This window comes from Rhodococcus sp. IEGM 1318 (assembly GCF_033142465.1).
In the GTDB taxonomy this organism is placed as follows: domain Bacteria; phylum Actinomycetota; class Actinomycetes; order Mycobacteriales; family Mycobacteriaceae; genus Rhodococcus_F; species Rhodococcus_F qingshengii_B.
Map to the genome: position 1 here is coordinate 44,075 of NZ_JAWLSC010000013.1, position 20,908 is coordinate 64,982.

The following is a 20,908-nucleotide window of genomic DNA, read 5'->3' on the forward strand; positions in this document are numbered from 1 at the left end:
ATGTTTGTGTGTAGCAAGTTTCGTAGAGATTCGACTGTATCTCTTTCTATTGCAACCTGGTTCGTGTAGGTCCGGCGTGCGCGCTCGGTGCCGCGGATTGTTCACCGAGTATTGACATGCTCGGCATCTGCCGGTCGTATGCAGACGGTACCTGTAAGCGATGACTGATCCGATGGAATACGACCTGGTTGTGATCGGCTCCGGCCCGGGTGGGCAGAAGGCTGCCATCGCGGCCGCCAAGCTGGGTAAACGGGTGGCGATGGTCGAGAAAGGCAACATGCTCGGGGGAGTGTGCGTCAACACCGGCACCATTCCGTCGAAAACACTGCGCGAGGCGGTTCTCTACCTCACCGGGATGAACCAGCGCGAACTGTACGGCGCGAGTTACCGCGTCAAGGAGAACATCACTCCGGCCGACCTGCTGGCGCGAACCCAGCATGTCATCACCAAAGAGATCGAAGTCGTGCGATCTCAGCTCTTGCGCAACCGTGTCGAATTGTTGGTAGGGGTCGGCTCGTTCCTCGACGAGCACACCATCCTCGTCGAGGACGCCTCGCGCGGAGACAAGATGACGATCACTGCGAAATTCGTCGTGATCGCGACCGGGACGTTGCCTGCCCGTCCGTCTGGCGTGTCCTTCGACAGTCACCGGGTGCTCGACTCCGACGGAATCCTCGATCTGACTTCCATCCCGACCACCATGGTCGTGGTGGGTGCGGGAGTGATCGGTATCGAGTACGCGTCGATGTTCGCGGCGCTCGGCACCAAGGTCACCGTCGTCGAGAAGAGAACGTCGATGCTGGACTTCTGTGACCCCGAGGTCATCGAATCGCTACGGTTCCATCTGCGCGATCTGGCGGTCACCTTCCGATTCGGTGAGGAAGTGACGGCCGTCGACGTCGGAGCGAACGGAACGCTCACGACGCTGCGCAGCGGCAAGCAGATTCCCGCCGAGACCGTGATGTGTTCGGCTGGACGTCAAGGTCTCACAGCGCCACTAGCGCTGGAGAACGCCGGCCTGGAGGCAGATGAACGCGGGCGTATCTACGTCGACGACAATTTTCGCACCAAGGTCGAACACATCTACGCCGTCGGTGACGTCATCGGATTCCCGGCATTGGCGGCGACGTCGATGGATCAGGGTCGACTCGCGGCCTACCATGCCTTCGACGAACCCGGCGCGAAGCTGATGGATCTGCAGCCGATCGGCATCTACTCGATTCCCGAGGTGTCGTACGTCGGCGCCACCGAAGTGGATCTGACCAAGGAGTCGGTGCCGTACGAGGTCGGAGTTTCCCGATACCGGGAACTCGCACGTGGGCAGATCGGCGGCGACACCTACGGAATGCTCAAGATCCTGGTGTCGACAGATGACCTGAAACTGCTCGGCGTTCATATCTTCGGTTCGGGTGCAACAGATCTCGTGCATATCGGTCAAGCGGTGATGGGGTGCGGCGGGACCGTCGAATACCTTGTCGACGCTGTCTTCAACTATCCGACGCTGTCCGAGGCGTACAAGGTGGCGGCGCTCGACGTCATGAACAAGATCAGGGCTCTCAAGCAGTTCCACTAGGGGTCGGGGTGTCCTCAGGTACCGGTCAGGGGTGGCCGGTGTACTTCTCGGGTAGCACTTGTTGGAATACCTGAGGGTGATGTCAGGACTGGGGAAATAGGGCAGGGTTTACCTCTATGACCATTGCCCTGGAACTTCGTGTGGACTTTCGATGCTGATCGGACTGATAGCCGCAATCGTGGCGTGTGTCGGATACGGCGTTGCGTCGGTGCTGCAGGCGTACGGTGCGCGTAGGTCGGCAGCTGCCGCCGAGGAGCGGGGCGAGTCCGGGCACGTGACGGCGTCGGGTGGCCCGACCTTGCGTTCGACGTTCGCGGCCGCGCTGACGGCGTCGTTCATCCTGGGTACCGTGCTCGATGCGGTCGGATTCGCCGGTAGTGCGATCTCCGCGCGTCTCATTCCACTGTTCTTGTCGCAGACCGTGGTCAGCGCCAATCTCGTCATCACGGCAGTGCTGGGGACCGTGGTCCTCGGCATCCAGTTGCATCGCCGCGACTGGTTCGCGATCGCCGCTGTGATCGGATCGCTCCTGCTGCTCGGCTTGTCGTCGGGTCACGCGGGCGGCGGGAGTTCCAATGACGTCGTCCACTGGGGTGTCCTCGTGGGCTCGGTGTTGATCTTGTCGATCGGCATCGGTTTGATCCGATGGTTGGGTTCACGCGCAGCAGTTGTCGCCGGATTGATCTCGGGTGTGCTGTTCGGCTGTCTGGCCATTGCCGTACGCGTGGTCTACGGAATCGATCCGTTCGAAATCGGCACGATGCTCCGCGATCCGGCCGGGTGGGCAATCCTCGTCTCGGGCCTGGGCGGTTTCTATCTGCACACGGTCGCGCTGCAACTGGGGTCCGTCAACGGAGCGACGGCGGCCCTTGTCGTCGGCGAGACGGTTGTTCCGGGAATCGTCGGCGTCGTGGTACTTGGTGACGCGTCGCGACCGGGCCTGGAATGGCTTGCCATCGTCGGCTTCGTCGGAGCGATCGCCGGTGCCGTCGCCGTGGCCGTCTTCGGCGCCGCGACCCACGAGGAGAAACCGGTCGAAGAAGTGACCGTCTGATCCGGTAACGAAAGTGTCCTCGAGAACACGACGGCGAACACGACTTCAGACGTGTTAGAAAGGCAGTTCAAGCCGATCTCGGAGGGGCACTGATGCACGGGCCAGAAGCGAAGCACGAGGCCGAAGCGAAACACGAGGCCGAAGCCATCGCCGGCAACAAGGCGAATTGGGATGATCGCGCCGATGTGCATGTGCGCTCCGAAATGTACGACGTCGGAGGGTTTCTCGCTAACAGAGCGGCTATTTCCACAGTTGTGCAAAACGACTTGTCAATTCTGGCCCCGCATCTGCCGGAGTCAGGAGTGCGGGGTCGCTCGCTCCTGCATTTGCAGTGCCACATCGGGATCGACACCATCTCCTGGGCGCGGCTTGGTGCGATCGACGTGCACGGGCTTGATCTGTCACCCAACTCCCTGCACCACGCAGCTCGTATCGCGAAGGCCGACAACCGCCGGATCGCCTGGGTGGAAGGTGATGCGCGATTCGCTTCGACTCTTGTCGGCAGGCGTTTCGACACGATCGTCACCAGCGCCGGGACCATCGTCTGGTTGCCGGAACTCGCTACTTGGGCTCGGTCGATCCACGACCTCCTCGAGCCAGGTGGGGTGTTTCTGATCCGCGACGATCATCCGATCCTCGGCGCAATGGCATTCGAACCGTGGACGATCACCGACGACTACCTCTCCGGAGGCGGCGTGCGTTCGTACGAAGACTCTGCGACCTACACCGGGAACTCCGACGGACAGATAGCGCACGCCACTAACCACGAATGGCGCCACGACCTAGGCGAGGTCATTGGTTCCTTGCTGGATGCGGGCCTTCATATCGAATCAGTTTCGGAACTTCCCTACATGGACTGGCCGGCCTTCCCGGAACTCATTGCGTGCGCCAACGGATGGACTCTGTCGGACCAGGCTCCGAGGATCCCCTTGAACTTCGCCATCGTCGCCAGACGAAATCAGTGAAGTGAGTAAGCGGGCCTGATTCCCATTGGGGGGACTTCGCTTACTTCCTGGAGTGGCGTCCGCGTTTGGTGCATGACAATCGAGCAGCCAACTCGCCCTGATCGCTGTCGGTGCGCTGTGGGTCTTGTGCGCCCGGAAATCGCGTGGATCGTAGTTCTTTCGAGCTAATACTTTTGGCGGATAGCGCTTTTCGCTCGAACTCTGCACGGCGTTGTTGCAACCGTTCGGCGGCATCTGCAGGACCAGGTTCGCAGGAACCAGTGTCGCTGTTCGGTAGGTCCGGCTAACGGAAACCGCATTTTCGCAGATAGTTCCAGTACGCGACCGATGCCTCGCATTCGTCATGCGGTCACAAGGCAGCGGGATGTAGACCGGAGGAAATCAATGAGCAGCTTGGATATTCAACGTTGGTCGAACGACTTCACCGCCCTCACCAAGGTCGTATCGGAAGGCATCGAGCAGTTTGTTCTTCGGTTCATTTCCAGCTGAAGTGATCTGAGTTGCTCGGTATGGATAGTTCTGGCCACTACCGCGGTTCGGGTACTGAATTGTGATGAAGCAGAGTTACTTACGGAGTTGCGGAGGCCTGGGCCGGGGCGAGCACGTAGGAGAACGCATACGTCACCAGGGCGACGACCGCCAGTACGATCAAGGACGTCGGGAATCCTCCGGCATCTCGCACCGGGCCACCCGTAGCGATGACGGCCGCTATGAACACTGTGGCCACCAGTAGCGTCACCGCCATTGTCGGATACGCAGCGAACCGATGCTTCCAGCGGCGGACTGTCCGCGCCGGCCATCTGTGGCCTGTGCTCAGCGCACTGTGACGGCGCCGGTGAGCGCAGCCAGACTCAGTTCCTTGTCGACCCAGCTCATGATCAACTAGAACACAGGCACGATCCCGAGGCTGTGAAGTATTGCGATTCAAGGGCTGAAGAACCGGAGACGGCGGTGCAGACGCGCGATCGACGGGTCTCCGATCGTGCGTCTGCCGTCGGTACGGGCCTGGCTCGGTGTCATCCCGTAGAAGTCCTTGAACGCGCGTGCCAACTGGGACTTGGACGTGAAGCCGCAACGCTGCGCCAGCGCTTCGATCGTTTCGTTCGACATCTCGGCTCGGGTCAACTCGCGGTAGACGAGTTCGAGGCGCTTGCGCCGTATGACAAGAGCAATTCCGCCGTCGGACGCGAATGCACGGTAGAGCTGTGCCCGGGAAACCGACAAGGCCGCGCACATGGTCGTCGGCCCCAGCCAGGTCTCGGAGAGATGCTCGGCAATGTAGGCGTACGCACGATCGCGGAGAGAGTGATCGGGCCGCGGCAACAAGTCCGGCTCGGCGATGCCCAAGCTGACACGGAGAAGGGAAGCGACGACGTCCTCGTAACCCGCCGCAGCATCGGGGTCGAGATGCGGCAGCGCCAGTACGACCGATTGCATGCACTGAGCGAGAACGAAGGCAGGAACTCCGCGCAGTACCGTCCCGTGGAGGGAACGACCCTTGGACTCGGCTTCGACGAGAGAGCGCGGGGCGAGGAGCGTGATGGTGCGCCCTGTCACCTCGGCTTCGGCGTCGGCGGTCCAGGTACGCCCTAGGTCGAGGAACGTGACGTCCCCTGGGCGGGCGACAAAATCCACCCCCTCGGCATCACCACTCACCTGCCCGTCGAGGACGACCTGGATCATGTACTGATCGTCGAGTCCGCTCTCGGCGATGACAATTTTGTTTCGGGTGTACTTCTGCGCATTGAAGGTAGTTTCACCGATCAGCGAGGTCCCGATGGGCAGAGCGGATATCGAGCCTTCGAGCGGAGTGTCGGCACCCACTGGTTCGGTGACGAAGAACGGACGCGTCGCGCCGCGCCAGAAGTCGTCGGCGTCCTCCGGATCAACCGATCGAGTCGACACGCGGATGCGGGCGGAATTCATCGACACGCGGGCATGATATGTCAGATCTTGCAGGTCGCAGTCACTCTCCCGCAAATAATCGTCAATAGTGACCGAGCCCACATAATGAGACAATTCGGGCGTATTTGTGAGACGGCCAGTGCTCGCGTGTCGCGGCGATCCTGTCTATGTTGTTCGTTATGGGTGGACAGGTTGGGAGTTCGATGCTCGAACGAAATCTCGAGTTCGGCGGGGATCGACTGCTCGTTGGTCGGCCATCATGACGTCCACTTCGAATCGATCGCAGCTATCTCGAGCAAAGCGAAATCCTCGAGGAAGGGGGACGCTGCAAAGACGGCTTGCCGGGCGTGGAGCCACGGCGATTCGTCCTCGTCTGCTCGGATTGATGGAACGCTCGGCGGGATTGACCGTCATCGATTCGCCGCGTGGGTTCGGCAAGACGGAACTCGCCGCATTGTGGCTCACGACTCTCGGGCAGGTGCCGAGCAGACCGGTTGTCTGGGTGCCGGCGCCATCGCATCGGATGACCCCCCTCGAGTACTGGAACACCGCGCTCGCAGTGATTCAGGATTCGCTGGAATCACTCGAGGCCCCGCCACGAATGCGCAAGGATCCGGTGGGCGCGATCGAATCACTACTCGACTCGTCGTCCGCACCATTCGTGTTGGTGTTCAACCGCATCGACCTGGTTGAGGGTGACGAGGTGGGACGCCGAATCGTGGATCTGATCGTGCGGCTTCCCGGATTGAAAGTAATCGTCACGCTGCAGGATCGGTCTGCGACAGACTTGCTCGAAGACGTCCGCGTGGACGAGTACCTGTGCGCGAACGACCTCAGATACACGCTCGACGAGTCGACAGTTCTATTCGCGGAGGCAGGGATCCACCTTCCCTCGGGCATCGTCCATTCGATCTGTGAACGCGTTGCCGGCGTTCCCGTGCTGATGAAGGTTGCTCTGAGTGCGGTTGCGGGGCTGAGTGAACCGAGCCGTGGACGCGAACGCGTTCAGCAGCGAGTGGACCAGGCGATCCACGCGTACGTCAGTCGGACCGCTCCTCGATCGGGCAAGTCGCTCGAGTTGTTCGACTTCGCGACTACGATCGCCGCTGCCCGCACGGTGACGCCAGAGATCGCTCGTGTCCTGTCCGGCGATCTTGACGTGGCGGGCAAACTGGACTTGCTCGAGTCTTTCGGTCTTATCTTCCGGAATGGTTTCGAGGGAGAACCGTCCTGGTACTTTGCGCCGTCAGTTCGACTGGCATTCATACAGATACGGACCGAACAAGGGGATGGATTCGAAGATCCCTTCCAGATTCTCGTCGATGACGCTCTCGGGACTTCGGATATAGCCGGTGCCGTTCACTACGCCTTGGACGGACGCAAGTGGACCAGGGTGCTCGACATACTCGAGCGTCACTGGGCCGATCTTCTGGTCGATCACACCGGATTGGTCCGGACTGCGTTGCAATCCATACCCGGCGACGTACTCAGTTCGAACCCTTCGATTCTGGTGGGCCGTGACCTGCTCGAATCACGTCTGCGGCCGCAGTTGATCAACGGCGATTCGTTACCGACGGAACCGGCGGAATTGCGTGCGATAGGTGGTAGTCCGCATGCACACAGCTTGTTGAACGTCGGAACGGTCCAATCGGTGGTGCTGAGAACATCCGGTAAGTACCAACGCTCCACCGAGATCACGCGCAAGTTGGCGCACGTCGTGTACGGACTCGGCGACGAGTCGTTGGGCGCGTTGGGGTCTCAACTGCCCGCCCTGCGGCTGATCTGGGGAGTCTCGCATCAACTGACCGGTGACCTCGGTGATGCCGCGGTGGAATTGCGACTCGCTTATCAAGGTGCGGTGCAACATGGTCCGGAGTTCGTCCTGCGTCACGCCTCAAGCAATGCCGCGCTCAACTCAGCGCTGATCGGGGACGTCGCGCACGCGACAGACTGGCTGCACCTAGAAAACACACACCCGGACGTTTCGGGATGGTTGGGACCGCCCTCGCACATGGGGGGAGCGATCGCGCGGGCACTGGTGGCGTGCGACAGCGTGGACCTGCACGCCGGCGCTGCCGCGATGGACGCACTCGCCGAGATCACACCGCCGGGCGACCTGTGGGCGTTCGCGGCCTACACTTACACCAGATTTGCACTGCTGCAATCGGACCCGTTCTCGGGGCTGATTTCCCTCCAGCGCGCAGTGGCAACGCACGGGCACGTGAATCCGTGTGAACGATCACTCGGTGACGCGCTTCTCACCGCGGCACGTATCGATCTTCTGTTGGCGTCCGGGGAGGGCACCAAGGCGCTGGAAGAATCAGTCGCTGCGCCACACACGTTTGCTGTTGTCACGGTCTCCGTAGCGCGGGCGCATCTCCTGACCGGGTCGCCGTCCCAGGCATTGGAATTGTGCCGCGAAATCGACTGGAGCGGGCAGTATCTCACTAGGTTTCGGCTCGAGTCCCTGCTGATCGAATGCGCCGCTCTGAGTGAACTGGGCAGGATCCCCGCTTCCGCGAGTCCGTGGGAGGAGGCTCGCGGACTGCTCGAAACCTCAGGTGTCCTGTCGGCGCTGGCGACGATACCGCGTGATCTGATCAGGCAACTCGAAGATCGGGCCGAGGGCTCGAGCAGCGCCGTCGCAACCTTTCTCGAATCCGAAGCGGCGCAGATGTATCCGGCGGCGATCGTTCGAGTTCAATTGACGAAGCGGGAGATGGACGTTCTCGTGGAACTGGGTCTCGGCATTCCGATCGGTGAGATAGCGCGAAAGTTGTTCGTATCCAACAACACATTGAAGAGTCATCTCCGTGCCCTGTATCGCAAACTCGGTGCGCATTCCCGGGAAGAGGCCGTCGCGGCAGCGCACCGACACAACCTGCTCGTCAGCGGGCAGGACTGACTACCGGCTAGTGCAGGTTGCGCTCGGCGTAGACCTTCATCGCATCACGGACCAGCACAGCGGTGCCGTCGCCGTACCTGTCGTAGTTTGCAGTGAAGCGGGGATCGTCGACGTACATCTGTCCGAGTCCGGTGAAAGCGTCGGCGCTGGGAGTCCTTCCCTGCCAACCGATCTTTATCCACTCGAACTGTCTCTGGGTAATCGACTGGACGTCGTCGCTCTCCGCGGACAGGCCAGCTGACAGTGCGGTGCCGAATGCCTCAGCGATGTCAGCTTGAGTCTGCAAATGCGCTTTCCGGTCCTGCTCGGACATCGATCGCCACCAGTTGTCGCCGCTGGTGTAAGCGTCCTTGCCCCAACGCTCGATGACCTCGTCCTTGTATCGGGTGTGGTCGAACCCGTCGAAAACATCTTCCGGCATGAGTGATTCACCTTTCTTCGTCTTGTTCAAGGTCGTGTTGACAGATTCGATCTGTCTCGAGATTCGCGTGCGCTCTTGCTCGAGAAGTTCGAGATGGGTGCGCAGCGCGGCGGCCGTGTCGCGTTCGCCGGTGAGGACTTCGGCGATGGCCGGCAATCCGAGTCCAAGTTCTCGGAGCAACAGGATGCGTTGCAACCGCACCATGGCGTTTTCGTTGTAGAAGCGGTAGCCGTTGGCGCCGATGCGACTCGGTTCCAGGAGTCCGAGATCGCCGTAGTGACGCAGTGTTCTGCTGGTGGTACCGGCGGATTTGGCGAGTTCTTGGATGGACCATTCGCTCACGTGGAGTTCCTACTCTCGGATCGGTTGTGCTCATTCAGCATGCAAGTTGACGTTGCGTCAATGTCAAGGAGGTTCTCGGTTTGCATTGTCTGGAATGTTTTATGTCCGTTTCGCCGTATCGCCACGAACAGGTCTCCAACTGATTGATTCGATGACCTAGGTCACGTGATTTGGCTCACAAATTGTCAATTTGAATAGTTGAACGAGCCTCTGTTGACGCTTTCACATACCTCGACCACGATCATCTGAACAGATCGAGTTACGCGGTTGTTGAGAATGCACGGTAGTTGAAAAGCACTGCAGACGGAACGGTGGTCCACGATGACTGAACTGGTATCGGGCGTAGCCCAGGCCAAGCCCTATGACCTCGATGATCGGTACCGGTCGGGATCGGGACCGGTGTTGCTGACCGGTGTTCAGGCAATTGCACGCGGGTTCGTCGAGCAGCACGTTCGCGACATTCGAGCAGGTAAGCGTATTGCCACCTTCGTGTCCGGTTACCAGGGCAGCCCCCTTGGCGGCGTCGACAAGATGCTTCACGGGATGCCCAAGGTGCTCGCGGAGCACGACATCACCTTCATCCCCGGCTTCAACGAGGAACTTGCTGCCACCGCGGTGTGGGGAAGCCAGACGGACCTCCCTGCAGGAACCGCGACCCACGACGGCGTGACCGGTGTCTGGTACGGCAAGGGCCCAGGCGTCGACCGCGCTACAGACACCATTCGCCACGCCAACATGTACGGCGTGAACCCCAAGGGTGGCGTCGTCCTGCTGGTGGGCGACGACCCGGCGTCGAAGTCATCTACGGTTCCTGCCGTCAGTGAGCGTTCGCTTGCCGCGATGGGTGTGCCGGTTCTGTTCCCGCGCAATGCCGAAGAGATCATCACGATGGGTATGCACGCTGTTGCACTCTCGCGTGTGTCCGGTTGTGTCGTGGCGCTCAAGATCGTCGCCGACGTCGCCGACGGTGCCTGGACGATCGACGGCAGCATCGCGGACTTCGACATCGTGGTTCCGGAGGTGCAGTTCGAGGGCAAGCCCTTCGTCTACAAGCAGCGTCAGATGGCCGCGCCGCCGGACAGTGTCATCGCCGAGGCCGATCTGTACGGCCCGCGATGGGATCTCGTGCACGCGTACGGAACTGCCAACAATCTCGATGTGATCGAGGTCAACCCCTCCGGTGCGAAGATTGGTATCGCCGCCACCGGTACAACTTTCGACTCCGTCCGGCAGGCGCTGGCAGACCTCGGTGTCGACGACGCCGCGCTGCACCGCGCCGGGATCCGTCTCCTTCGCATCGGCATGTGTTATCCCGTTGTGGGTGAGAAGGTTCGCGAGTTCGCCGAAGGTCTCGAGCAGATCGTCGTGGTCGAGGACAAGACCGCGTTCATCGAGGCGCAGATCCGGGAAGTCCTGTACGGCACCGACGATGCCCCACGCATCATCGGCAAGCGTGACGGCCAGGGCCGTCTGCTCATGCCTGCCAGCGGTGAACTGACCGCAGGTCGGCTGCTCGCCCCGTTGCGCCGCGTACTCAAGCCACACGTCGAGCTCAAGCGCACCCTCCCGGCCCCGCTGTCGCTGAACGTGCTCTCCGCCAAGCGAACCGCGTACTTCTGCAGCGGGTGCCCCCACAACCGTTCCACTGCTATCCCCGAGGGTTCCATCGGCGGCGGCGGAATCGGTTGCCACACACTCGTCACCATGTCCGGCCGTGAGGACAGCGCTGTCACCGGTCTGACGCAGATGGGCGGCGAGGGCAGCCAGTGGATCGGGCAGGCACCGTTCACCGACGTGCCTCACCTGTTCCAGAACATCGGCGACGGCACCTTCTTCCACTCCGGTCAGTTGGCTGTCCAGGCGTGCATCGCTGCAGGCGTGAACATCACCTACAAGTTGCTCTACAACGAGGTAGTGGCGATGACCGGTGCACAGGACGCGGAAGGTGCCCTCTCCGTTGCTCAACTCAGCCACAAGCTGACCACCGAGGGCGTCAAGCAGATCATCATCTGCGCTGACGAGCCCTCGCGTCACAACAAGCGTGCACTGGCCAAGGGAACCAAGCTCTGGCACCGCGATCGCCTCGACGAGGCTCAGAAGGAGCTTCGCGAGATCAAGGGCGTCACTGTGCTGATCTACGACCAGCACTGTGCGGCCGACGCTCGTCGTCAGCGCAAGCGCGGCACGCTGCCCACTCGCAACACTCGCGTCGTCATCAACGAGGCAGTGTGCGAGGGGTGCGGTGACTGCGGCGTCAAGTCGAACTGCCTCTCGGTCCAGCCCGTGGACACCGAGTACGGCCGCAAGACGAAGATCGATCAGACGTCCTGCAACACCGACTACACCTGCATGGACGGAGATTGCCCGTCGTTCGTGACCGTCGAACTGGTACCGGGCAAGAAGGCTCCCAAGGCCGCACGTCCCGTCCCGCCGGTCGTCGCAGATCCTGATTTCGGCCCGCTCACCACCACACAGAACGTTTTCCTGGCAGGTATCGGCGGAACCGGCATCGTGACCGTCAACCAGGTGCTCGCCACTGCGGCATTGCGCGCCGGCCTCGAGGTGGAGAGCCTTGACCAGATCGGACTGAGCCAGAAGGCCGGACCCGTTGTCTCGCACCTACGTTTCAGCTCCAGCGCGCTCGAGCCGTCCAACCGTCTCACCCCGGGCAGTGCGGATTGCATCGTCGCATTCGACCTGCTGACCGCGACGGACAACAAGAACCTCGACTACGGTAACGCCGAGAAGACGGTCTCCATCGCGTCGACGTCGCAGACGCCGACCGGAGACATGGTCTACGACAAGGCTGTTCGCTACCCCGAGGAGACGTCACTCCTCGCCCGTCTCGACAAGGTGTCGCGCACCCTGCGTTCGTTTGACGCCCTCGCCGCGGCGCAGGAACTGTTCGGTAACACCGCAGCCGCCAACTTCCTGCTGATCGGTGCGGCCTACCAGAGCGGCGGACTTCGTCTGCCGGCCGAGGCCATCGAAGAAGCGATCGGCATCAACGGCGTTGCCGTGGACGCGAACATCGCAGCATTCCGTTGGGGTCGCGCAGCAATTGCCGACACCGCTGCATTCTCGGCCGTCACCACGCCGGCCAAGTCTGTCCGCGAACCCGTTGTCGCACCGGCTCACATGTTCGCCGGAACCACCTTCACCGGTGAAACCCTGCGACTGGTGGAACTGCGTGCTGCGCAGCTCATCGAGTTCCAGTCCGTCAAGATCGCCCAGCGCTACATCGATCAGGTCCAGGCAGTCTGGACCGCCGAGCGTGCCGCAACCGAGCGGACCGACTTCAGCGAAGCGGTTGCCCGCGGCCTGTTCAAGTTCACTGCGTACAAGGACGAGTACGAAGTGGCTCGTATGCTGGTCGACCCCGCTTTCATCGAAGACGTCAAGTCGCAGGTGCCGGCCGGGGAGAACCTGACCTACAAGCTCCACCCGCCGATCCTTCGAGTGATGGGTCGCAAGAAGAAGATCGGTCTCGGACCCAAGTCGCATGTTGCACTCAAGGTTCTGGCCAAGGGCAAGAAGCTTCGCGGCACCAAGCTCGACCCCTTCGGCTACATGCACGTCCGCAAGGTCGAGCGTGAACTGCTCGCCGAGTACGAGGCCATGATCGCTGATCTCTCTCGTACGCTCGGCACCGACGGATACGATCGCGCCGTCGAGATCGCGGCGCTGCCGGACGTGGTTCGTGGCTACGAGGACATCAAGCTCGGCAACATCGAGCTGTACAAGACTCGCCTACGCGAACTCGGTGTAGGTGAGTAGGAGCGTCGGCGAGTAGATCGAAGAAGACTGTGCCCCAGTGACCGTTGTTGCTGGGGCACAGTTGTGTTCGGAGCCGAATCGTACGTAGACAGGTTCAGGAGGGCGGGAACTGACCGTCGGCAACCACGGCGCCGCCGTTCCACGTGAAGTTCACGATGTTCGGTCCTCCTTGGGGGCAGCAGAATGCGTCGTCGTCCAGCAGCCATCGGTATTGGACGGACACCGAATCCTTGTTGCTGTCGATGACGTGTGTGTACGAATACGGCTTACTGGTAGCCGTGCCCAGGTATGTTCCGTCGCGGAAGAACAGAACGTGTGTTTGATACGTTGCATCGCCGACGCCGTCGCCATCGACCGAAACCCAGAGCAGGTCAGGGCAATTACCGATCTGTTCTTCGCTCGAGGACGTCGGTATCCAGTTACCTCCGTTGACGTCGGTACCCAGCGTGCTTACAGCATCGGTGACGAACGGAGAGCCGACGTCGAGACAGGGACCCGAAGCGGGGATTGCTGTCGTAGTCGCCATCGTGGGTGCGCTTGTGCGGGCGTCCGATTGTGGCGGGCGAGAACTCGCTACCGTCGTCTCGGACTCGCTTGCAGTCGAAGACGCCGCCGCCGAACTTGCTGCCGTTGACCTCGCCGCCGCCTCAGGGATTCCTTCGGTCGACCCGCAACCGGCGACCGTCAGGGCGGTGGCCGTCACCAGTGCAATGGCCGCGGCTACGACCGAAATCGGAGCTTTCCTGCGCATGCGTCCTCCAGAGAGTGTGGGTTCACGTGTTCAAGTCCCTCCTTCGTTCTGTCGCCGGGATATGCGTTTGCGTTATCGAACAACTGGTAACGATCGGCTATCGGGGTTCGCTGTTCGCGGCTCCGGTGTTCGCAACTTCGGATGCGTCGTATCGCACGGATCCGGCAACCACGGTCTTCGCGATCTCCGTGGTCAGGAGAGAATCGACCCCTTCGGCGAACGGATCTTGTTTCAGCACGACAAAATCGGCTGCTTTACCCCGAACCAGTTGGCCGGTCACCTCTTCCCACCTGCACGAGTAGGCAGCGTCACGAGTTGCGTGAGCCAGCGCGTCCGCGAGGGGGAGGGCGTACTTCGGCAGATTGGGTGCAAGCGACGGATCGATTGCGGATCGGCGGGTGGTGGCTATGAACATGTTCGGCAGCGGCGGGTGAGGAGCCGTCGGAGCGTCCGAACCCAACGCCAGAACCGCTCCGGCCTCGGTGAATTCAGGCCAGGGGTATGCGCGGTTCACGCGATAGTCACCGAGCATCGCCTGCCAGTTCTCTTGAATCGCAGGGTCAGCGTGAACTGGCTGCATCGAGGCGATGATGCCCAGGCGGGCAAGCCGTTCGACGTTGTCTCGTGTGATCGACTCCAAGTGTTCCATTCGGTGCCTGCGGGGAATGTCTCCGTTGGCGGCGATCGCGTACTCGAGTGCCGTCAAACCGATCTCCGACGCTTCGTCGCCGATCGCGTGCATCGCGATCTGCAGGCCCGCGGCGTCAGCGGCTGTCACGACGGGGATCAAGGACTCGAGATCCCAGATTGGCTCGGCGTTGGTGCCGTCAGAGTACGGCTCTTTCATTGCGGCAGTGCAGCTGTCGATCACACCGTCGATGATGATCTTGATTCCGGCGATACGGAGCCACGGACCTTGGACGCGCTCGTGGAGTTCGATCACGTCGTGAACTTGTCGGACGTTGTCGGCTTCGTTGTCCTCGCGGGTCATCAGCCAGTGAGCCGCGACGCGCAGCGGCAGTGTTCCGTCTCCTGCGTCCAATGCTCTTTCCAGCGAGGCTAATTCGTCCGCGCCGAGCGCCATGTCGACCGCGCCGGTCACGCCGTCCTCGAGATAGTGGCGGAACGCGAGCGAGAGGGCGGCGTCCCGGTCTTCGTCGGATGCGAGCTCCGCCAGTTTCGGCCAGACGTAGAGCATCATGGCCGTCTCGTACAGCATTCCGGTGGCTTCTCCGGTGTCCGGGTCCCGGCCGATACGACCGCCGATCGGGTCGGGCGTGTCCGCGTCGATGCCGAGTTCTCGCAGTGCTGCAGTGTTCACCCAGACCGAATGTACGTCGTTGGCGTCGAGGTACACCGGGCGATCGGGCACGACGGCGTCGATCATTTCTCGCGTCGGGTGCCCTCCGTCCAGCGCGGAGAACAACCAACTGCGACCCAGCAGGCGTGGTGCGTCCGGGTTCGATTCCGCGAATTGCCGGATGCTGGACTGAATGTCGGCAAGATCGGTGGCATCGAGGAGATCGAGTTTCTGCAGCGCAAATCCCATCATGACTAAATGCGTATGGGCGTCGACAAAACCGGGGAGCACGAGGGCACCTTCGAGGTCGATCACCTCGGCGTCGGGAGCCAGGATATCGGCATAGACGGTTTCGCCCACGAATCTGAGCTGTTGGCCCTCGACGACTATCGATTCGGCCCACCCGTCCTCGGCAGCGGTGAAGATCTTTCCGTTGCGGTAGTGAGTGATGTTGTCATTCATGACTTCTACGTGATCCTTACGCGATGACGGTAGTAGTGATGGCGGCGCTGTGGTGACGATACGCACCCTCGGTACGCACGGAGAGCCGGGAAACCAAGGCGAACGGGACCAACAAGACGAAGCTGATCCCCGAGATGATGACTCCGAAGGTCGGATACCCGAGGCTCGCAGTCACCGAGGTGCCGAACAACGGCGCAAACGCGGAGCCGATGAGGTAGGTACCCAGCAGTGGGGCGGACCATCGGCCGGCCGCGTCGAGCGCGGCCGAGATGGCAACCAAGACGATGAACGTGGCCGCGTAGATCGTGTTCCACGCGATGACCAGTGCGAGGTAGATCGTGGGATCGGTGGTGAGGCTGGCAGACAGCTTCAGGATTGCCCCGAGTATCAGTAGCACGGAGATCGATACTGTCCGACTGACCCGAGAACCCAACGCGGTCAAGGTAACAGCCGCGAGCACACCACCCGCCGTTGATGCGCTCAGTGCGAGACTCATTTGTTGATCCGAGAGCCCGGCGTGCTCGGAACCCATGATGCCGAGTACTGCCCACAGTGAGTCCTCACTGATCGCCCAGACGGCGAGCATCGCGAGGAAGGCAGTCCCGGCAAAAGTGAGTCGTTTCGCGCTTACCCCGGCGGGGAGAGTTGTGGTCGCCTTGGTGGACTTCGCCGTCTCCGGCGACTCTTTCACCGGGGACGACGGCAACCAGGTGACCGTTGCTGCGGTAGCCAGTGCCAGGACTGCGACGATGCCGAAGGCGTTGGTCATATGTGTGCCGAGGATGGGAATGAGAGCGAGGACCGCTGTGACGACGAGACGGTTCACGAGCCCGCTGATGCTCGATGCCCGGTCTGGGTTCGTGAGCGCGGCCAGTGCCGCGCCACCGACGGATGCGGCTCCACCAGCGCCGACACCGCCGATGATGATCGCGGCACACGCGATTGCCGTCGACGGTGCGATGGCCGCGACGCCGAATGCGGCCGCCATCGCGATCAGACTGATGCGGCCGAGGAGATGGCGATGCGGACCCGATGCGATCCGCGTGCTGGCGAGGCAGGTGACCGCGCAGACCAGCAGCGATGCGGTCAGAACTGCACCGGCGGCAGATTCGGTGACACCGAGGTCCTCGACCATTGCCACGATCATCAGGGGGATGAGGTTCGCGGTGATGAACCCCATGACGCCGATACTGAAGACGGCAACACCACGGTTGGTGGTGAGTGGAACCCGGTCTGACTTCGTATTCGCAGAAGCGTTGTTTGGCACTAGGGCAACCCCAAGTCCTGAAGGGGGTGGCGGAACCGACCCCTGATGGCGTGATGCGAGTCACTTAATGAATGTGATTCGTTAAGTATGGGGACGACCGAGGGCTCGGTCAAGAGGTATAACGAATTTGATTCGTTAATTGTATGTTTCGGGATCCTGACTCCCGCGCAGTGGCGTCACCGGTCTGTTTCTTGTTGTGAGGCTTATGCTTCCGCAATGGCTGAGATCGCGGAACGAACCCGCTACTTCGAGCGCTACGTCACTTTCATCGACGCGATAGTTGCCATCGCGATCACGCTGCTCGTCCTGCCGTTGGTCGAGTTGACCAGCGACCACCACGGAACCACGTCGGAACTGCTGCGCGAACACTCTGCGCAGTTCTACTCCTTCGCCCTGAGCTTTCTCGTGATCTTCCGCCTGTGGTGGTCGCAGCATCGACTCCTTCGCTTTGTGGTCGACGCAGACAAGGTGGTTGTGCGCGGACTGGGGTTGTGGGTACTGACCATCGTGTTCCTGCCCTTCCCGACGGCGCTGGTTGCAGCGCCGTCCCCGGACCTGGGAACCAGGGCCCTCTACATCGGGACGATGGCCGCCAGCGCCGCGTGCCTGGCGGTGGTCGCGTGGGGACTGGTCCGCAACCCGTCGTTGAGCGAAGAGAGTGCAAAGCCGCATTTCACGGCCGAGATCGTCACCTTCCTGATAATGGCGGTGGCACTGCTCGTCAGCGTGCTTGTCCCGGCGACGTCGTACTTCCCGTTGCTGCTTCTCCTGCTGTCGACCCCGATCGAGAAGCTGTGGGATCGAGTGGCGGCGAAGGTGAAATGAGCTAGTCGGCACGCGCGGTCATCGCGGATTTCTTCGCCTTGTTTCCGCAGATGTTCATCGAGCACCAGCGTCGGTTGCTGCCGCGGCTGGTATCGACGTAGAGGCCGGTGCACCCGTCGCCTTGGCATGCTTTGACGCGGTCGCGGTCGGGGCCGCCCAGTACCGCGATCGCGTCGGCTGCCACGATCGACAGGGCGTTATGGATCGGACTGCCTCCGGTCGATTTCCAGAGAGCTCGGCCGTCGTGAAGGACGAGGTGGGCGCCGCCGAGTTCGGATGCGGTGTTGACGACAGCGACATCGGCGCGTGAGGCCTGGCGGTTCTCGCACACGGCGGTTCCAATGCGATGAATGGACTCACGTAAATCCTGCGCGTCGCGGAGGTCGTCTGCCGTCGCTCTTGCTGTGGTGTTCATCAGATCGTTGGCGCGTAACCATAATTCGAGCCGCTGCGGGCTTGTGAGTCGCTCGAGCCTCGAGCCGTTCCGATTGGTGAGGGTGGCGGTGAAGCGGAACGCGAGTGTGTCGTTGTCGAGCCGAAAGACGTCCCGAGCGGATTGATCATCTCCTGCTTCGTTCACTTTTGTCCTCCTCTGTGGTGAACCATCTCAACCGGTTCGACAGCAACTGTACCCGTGTGAGAGTGTTGAACCGTCTTAGATGGTTCAAGACTCTCGAGAGGGAAATCCATGACTTCTGTTTCCGTGGTCGGTTTGGGCGCGATGGGTCGTCCCATCGCTCGAAATCTGATGGGTGCAGGCTTCGACGTGACGGTGTGGAATCGCAGCCCTGAAGCGGTAGCCGAACTGGTCGCAGAAGGTGCGACCGGCGCGAAAACCGTTGCCGAGGCATTCCAGTCCGGTGTTGTGCTGTCGATGTTGGCAGATGATTCGGCCGTGTCTGCGGCCATTCTGGATCCCGCCGTACTCGCATCCGTTCCGTCCGGCACCGTGCACGTCAACATGGCCACCGTCAGCGTCGGCATTGCCAAGCGCGCCGCCGCACTGCACGCCGAGCACGGCATCGGTTACATCGCGGCGCCGGTGTTCGGACGCGTTTCTGTCGCTCAGGCTGGTCAGTTGAACATCATCGCCGGCGGCGACAAAGCACTTCTCGAGCGAGTACAGCCGTTCTTCGACGTCATCGGGGCTCGCACGTGGCCACAAGGTGAGCGTCCGGAGCAGGCCAACATCGTCAAGATCATCGGCAATTACCTCATCCTCTCTGCGATTCAATCCTTGGGTGAGGCAATCACATTGGGGGAGAGGTCAGGTGTGGACGGAAGCCGACTCGTAGAACTGCTGACCTCGACGATCTTCCCGGGGCCGGTCTACTCCAGTTACGGAAACCTCGTCGCGACGCGTCAGTACGAGCCTGCAGGATTCACCACCGCTCTGGGCCTCAAGGATTTGAGGCTTGCGCTCGACGTCGCCGACAGCGTCGATCTGGATTTGCCGTTCGGTGGCGTACTTCGAGGCGTGCTCGCTCAGGCTCTGGCGAACGGTCAGGGCGAGATGGACTGGGCGTCGATTGCAGAACTGGTCCGTTCCGGCCAGTCGGGTGAAGGCAGTCCCGAAACACCGACGAGGTGAGCGCGAACTCGGACGGGACTGTGACTTCGGACGGGACTACGACTTCGGACGGGACTGCGACTTCGGCACTGGCGGAGACCGATTCCGTCCGGACACTACCGCTGGCCGGGTTGTCGGCACTCGCAATGGCAGGTTTCATCGCGATCACAACCGAAACCATGCCGGCCGGACTACTGGTGCAGATCGGGTCAGGACTGTCCGTATCTGTCTCCGGCGCCGGGCAATTGGTCACTGCATACGCATTGGGCTCTGTCGTCGGGGCGGTACCGCTGATCGCGTTGACCCGGGGATTGCGACGACGCGCAGTCCTGGTGTCGGGGATTGTCGGGTTCGGTGTCTTCAATCTGGTGACAGCGCTGTCGTCGAATCTTGTTCTCACCTTGGGTGTTCGGTTTCTGGCCGGCATGGCAGCAGGTGTGGTGTGGGGGTTGCTTGCCGGGTACGCACGCAGGATGTCACCCCCTCACCTGCAGGGGCGGGCCGTTGCGGTTGCCTCCGTCGGACAGCCGATCGCGCTGGCAATCGGCGTTCCGATGGGTGCGTGGCTCGGGACCCTGGCCGATTGGCGCGTCGTCTTCGCCGTGATGTCGGTTGCTGCGCTACTTCTGGTCGTATGGATACTCACGGTGATGCCGGACTTTCCCGGGCAACAAGCGGATCGGCAGCTGTCGGTGCGGAAAGTCCTGGTCCTGCCGGGCGTACGACCGATTCTGTTTGTCGCGTTCTTGTGGATCTTCGCGCACAACATCGTGTACACGTATCTGGCGGCGTTTCTGGATCGCATCGGTTTCGGCGATCGGTTGGGAATCGTTTTGTTCGCGTTCGGACTTTTCGCCTTCGTGGGCATCGGTGTGGTCGGGGTGTTTGTCGACCGGGCCCTTCGAAGTCTCACCGTGCTGAGCTTGGTGGTCTTTGCCGCAGCTTTGACGGCGTTGGGCGTCGGCGGTGACAGCTTCGTAGTGATCGCACTCAGCGTTGCGGTATGGGGCGTGGCATTCGGAGGCGCTCCCACTCTCCTTCAGACTGCGCTCGCCGACACGACGGGCGACGCTGTGGACACTGCGCAATCGGTTTTCGTGACGATCTTCAATTCGGCGATCGCAGCGGGCGGCGTTGTGGGTGGACTGGTCCTGGCGAACAGGGATGCGGGAGCGTTGCCGTTGGTGGCGCTGGTGCTGATCGTAATCGGTGTTCTTGTGGCCAGTATCCGACAAATCGGACATAGCTTGTGATTCACTTCACGCATGCGGAAGTCATTTGTGCTGGTCACGCTGGTTGCTGGTTGGTTGGTAGCAGGGGCGATGCCCGCGGGGGCGGCGGACGCGAACTGGTCCGGTGATTACTCGCTCAAGCGCTTCGCCGCGACCAAGACGGGTACAAGTCTGGCCGCCAGCCAATGGGAGCCGGATTTCTCGGATACGTACACGTTCGAGACGGACTGCTCGGGCGGAGTGTGTGTTGCCACCGTGGTGGGCGGGCCGGCTCCCGCCAATCCGACTTTGCCGCAGCCGGCGCAATACACCTGGGACGGAACCAGTTGGGTGCACCCCTATGACTGGGAGTGGGATTGCTACCAGGGTGAGGGTGTGCCGAAGGTGTGGGCGCCGGCGCACTCGGACGCGTACTACACACCTCAGCCCGATGGCAGCCTGAAAGGTTCGTGGCGTACCGACATCAAGAGTGGCCCCTGCGAGGGATCGGTGATCATGCACATCGAGGCGTACCCGGTCGGTCGATCTACCGGATCTTTCGGCAGTTGAGAACGATCTT

16 protein-coding genes are annotated in these 20,908 nt (G+C 61.6%); 9 read left to right on the forward strand and 7 right to left on the reverse strand.

What is annotated here, in order from left to right:
• Positions 1–160: 160 nt before the first annotated feature.
• The 3 genes from sthA (at position 161) to R4P65_RS26075 (ending at position 3,592) form a co-directional block, all read left to right on the forward strand.
• Positions 161–1,573: a Si-specific NAD(P)(+) transhydrogenase gene (gene sthA, locus R4P65_RS26065; RefSeq protein WP_317828658.1), complete on the forward strand. Its 1,413-nt coding sequence runs from the start codon at positions 161–163 to the stop codon at positions 1,571–1,573.
• Between the two features lie 151 nt (positions 1,574–1,724).
• On the forward strand, positions 1,725–2,627 hold the full coding sequence (locus R4P65_RS26070) for a hypothetical protein (protein WP_317828659.1): 903 nt from the start codon (positions 1,725–1,727) through the stop codon (positions 2,625–2,627).
• A gap of 92 nt (positions 2,628–2,719) precedes the next feature.
• The gene (locus tag R4P65_RS26075) at positions 2,720–3,592 is read left to right on the forward strand and encodes a class I SAM-dependent methyltransferase (protein ID WP_317828660.1); all 873 of its coding nucleotides are present in this window, start codon (positions 2,720–2,722) and stop codon (positions 3,590–3,592) included.
• 568 nt (positions 3,593–4,160) lie between these two features.
• Here R4P65_RS26075 and R4P65_RS26080 read toward each other — a convergent pair.
• Together R4P65_RS26080 and R4P65_RS26085 are read right to left on the reverse strand one after the other, a co-directional pair.
• Positions 4,161–4,337 (reverse strand): hypothetical protein, encoded by a 177-nt coding sequence (locus tag R4P65_RS26080; RefSeq protein ID WP_317828661.1) that lies wholly within the window; start codon positions 4,335–4,337, stop codon positions 4,161–4,163.
• Between the two features lie 179 nt (positions 4,338–4,516).
• Positions 4,517–5,518, reverse strand: a complete 1,002-nt coding sequence (locus R4P65_RS26085) for an AraC family transcriptional regulator (RefSeq protein ID WP_317828790.1) — start codon at positions 5,516–5,518, stop codon at positions 4,517–4,519.
• A gap of 364 nt (positions 5,519–5,882) precedes the next feature.
• Between R4P65_RS26085 and R4P65_RS26090 the strand changes: the two genes are divergently transcribed.
• The gene (locus tag R4P65_RS26090) at positions 5,883–8,402 is read left to right on the forward strand and encodes a helix-turn-helix transcriptional regulator (RefSeq protein ID WP_317828663.1); all 2,520 of its coding nucleotides are present in this window, start codon (positions 5,883–5,885) and stop codon (positions 8,400–8,402) included.
• 7 nt (positions 8,403–8,409) lie between these two features.
• Here the strand turns inward: R4P65_RS26090 and R4P65_RS26095 are convergent, their stop codons facing one another.
• Positions 8,410–9,165 carry a MerR family transcriptional regulator gene (locus R4P65_RS26095; RefSeq protein WP_317828664.1) on the reverse strand — a complete coding sequence of 252 codons (756 nt, stop codon included), beginning with the start codon at positions 9,163–9,165 and terminating at the stop codon, positions 8,410–8,412.
• A 321-nt stretch (positions 9,166–9,486) separates the two neighbouring features.
• On the opposite strand from R4P65_RS26095, the gene R4P65_RS26100 reads away from it, so the two are divergent.
• Positions 9,487–12,942 (forward strand): indolepyruvate ferredoxin oxidoreductase family protein, encoded by a 3,456-nt coding sequence (locus R4P65_RS26100; RefSeq protein WP_317828665.1) that lies wholly within the window; start codon positions 9,487–9,489, stop codon positions 12,940–12,942.
• A gap of 94 nt (positions 12,943–13,036) precedes the next feature.
• Here R4P65_RS26100 and R4P65_RS26105 read toward each other — a convergent pair whose 3' ends face one another.
• The 3 genes from R4P65_RS26105 to R4P65_RS26115 all read right to left on the reverse strand — a co-directional run bounded on the left by R4P65_RS26105 (position 13,037) and on the right by R4P65_RS26115 (position 16,722).
• Entirely contained in the window at positions 13,037–13,693 is a 657-nt protein-coding gene (locus R4P65_RS26105) for an LppP/LprE family lipoprotein (RefSeq protein WP_317828666.1), read from the reverse strand.
• A 97-nt stretch (positions 13,694–13,790) separates the two neighbouring features.
• Positions 13,791–15,455 carry an amidohydrolase gene (locus R4P65_RS26110; RefSeq protein WP_317828667.1) on the reverse strand — a complete coding sequence of 555 codons (1,665 nt, stop codon included), beginning with the start codon at positions 15,453–15,455 and terminating at the stop codon, positions 13,791–13,793.
• A gap of 16 nt (positions 15,456–15,471) precedes the next feature.
• Complete coding sequence (locus tag R4P65_RS26115) at positions 15,472–16,722, reverse strand: MFS transporter (protein ID WP_317828668.1); 1,251 nt, start codon at positions 16,720–16,722, stop codon at positions 15,472–15,474.
• 216 nt (positions 16,723–16,938) lie between these two features.
• On the opposite strand from R4P65_RS26115, the gene R4P65_RS26120 reads away from it, so the two are divergent.
• Positions 16,939–17,547, forward strand: coding sequence for a TMEM175 family protein (locus tag R4P65_RS26120; RefSeq protein WP_317828669.1), 609 nt, complete (start codon positions 16,939–16,941; stop codon positions 17,545–17,547).
• Between the two features lies 1 nt (position 17,548).
• Here R4P65_RS26120 and R4P65_RS26125 read toward each other — a convergent pair whose 3' ends face one another.
• Positions 17,549–18,127 carry a CGNR zinc finger domain-containing protein gene (locus tag R4P65_RS26125; protein ID WP_317828670.1) on the reverse strand — a complete coding sequence of 193 codons (579 nt, stop codon included), beginning with the start codon at positions 18,125–18,127 and terminating at the stop codon, positions 17,549–17,551.
• 108 nt (positions 18,128–18,235) lie between these two features.
• Between R4P65_RS26125 and R4P65_RS26130 the strand changes: the two genes are divergently transcribed.
• The 3 genes from R4P65_RS26130 to R4P65_RS26140 are packed head-to-tail and all read left to right on the forward strand — an operon-like array spanning position 18,236 to position 20,898.
• The gene (locus R4P65_RS26130) at positions 18,236–19,138 is read left to right on the forward strand and encodes an NAD(P)-dependent oxidoreductase (RefSeq protein WP_317828671.1); all 903 of its coding nucleotides are present in this window, start codon (positions 18,236–18,238) and stop codon (positions 19,136–19,138) included.
• The gene (locus R4P65_RS26135; RefSeq protein ID WP_317828672.1) at positions 19,135–20,370 is read left to right on the forward strand and encodes an MFS transporter; all 1,236 of its coding nucleotides are present in this window, start codon (positions 19,135–19,137) and stop codon (positions 20,368–20,370) included. The genes R4P65_RS26130 and R4P65_RS26135 overlap by 4 nt, the downstream gene beginning before the upstream one ends.
• A 12-nt stretch (positions 20,371–20,382) precedes the next feature.
• Positions 20,383–20,898 (forward strand): hypothetical protein, encoded by a 516-nt coding sequence (locus R4P65_RS26140; RefSeq protein ID WP_317828673.1) that lies wholly within the window; start codon positions 20,383–20,385, stop codon positions 20,896–20,898.
• Positions 20,899–20,908 lie beyond the last annotated feature (10 nt).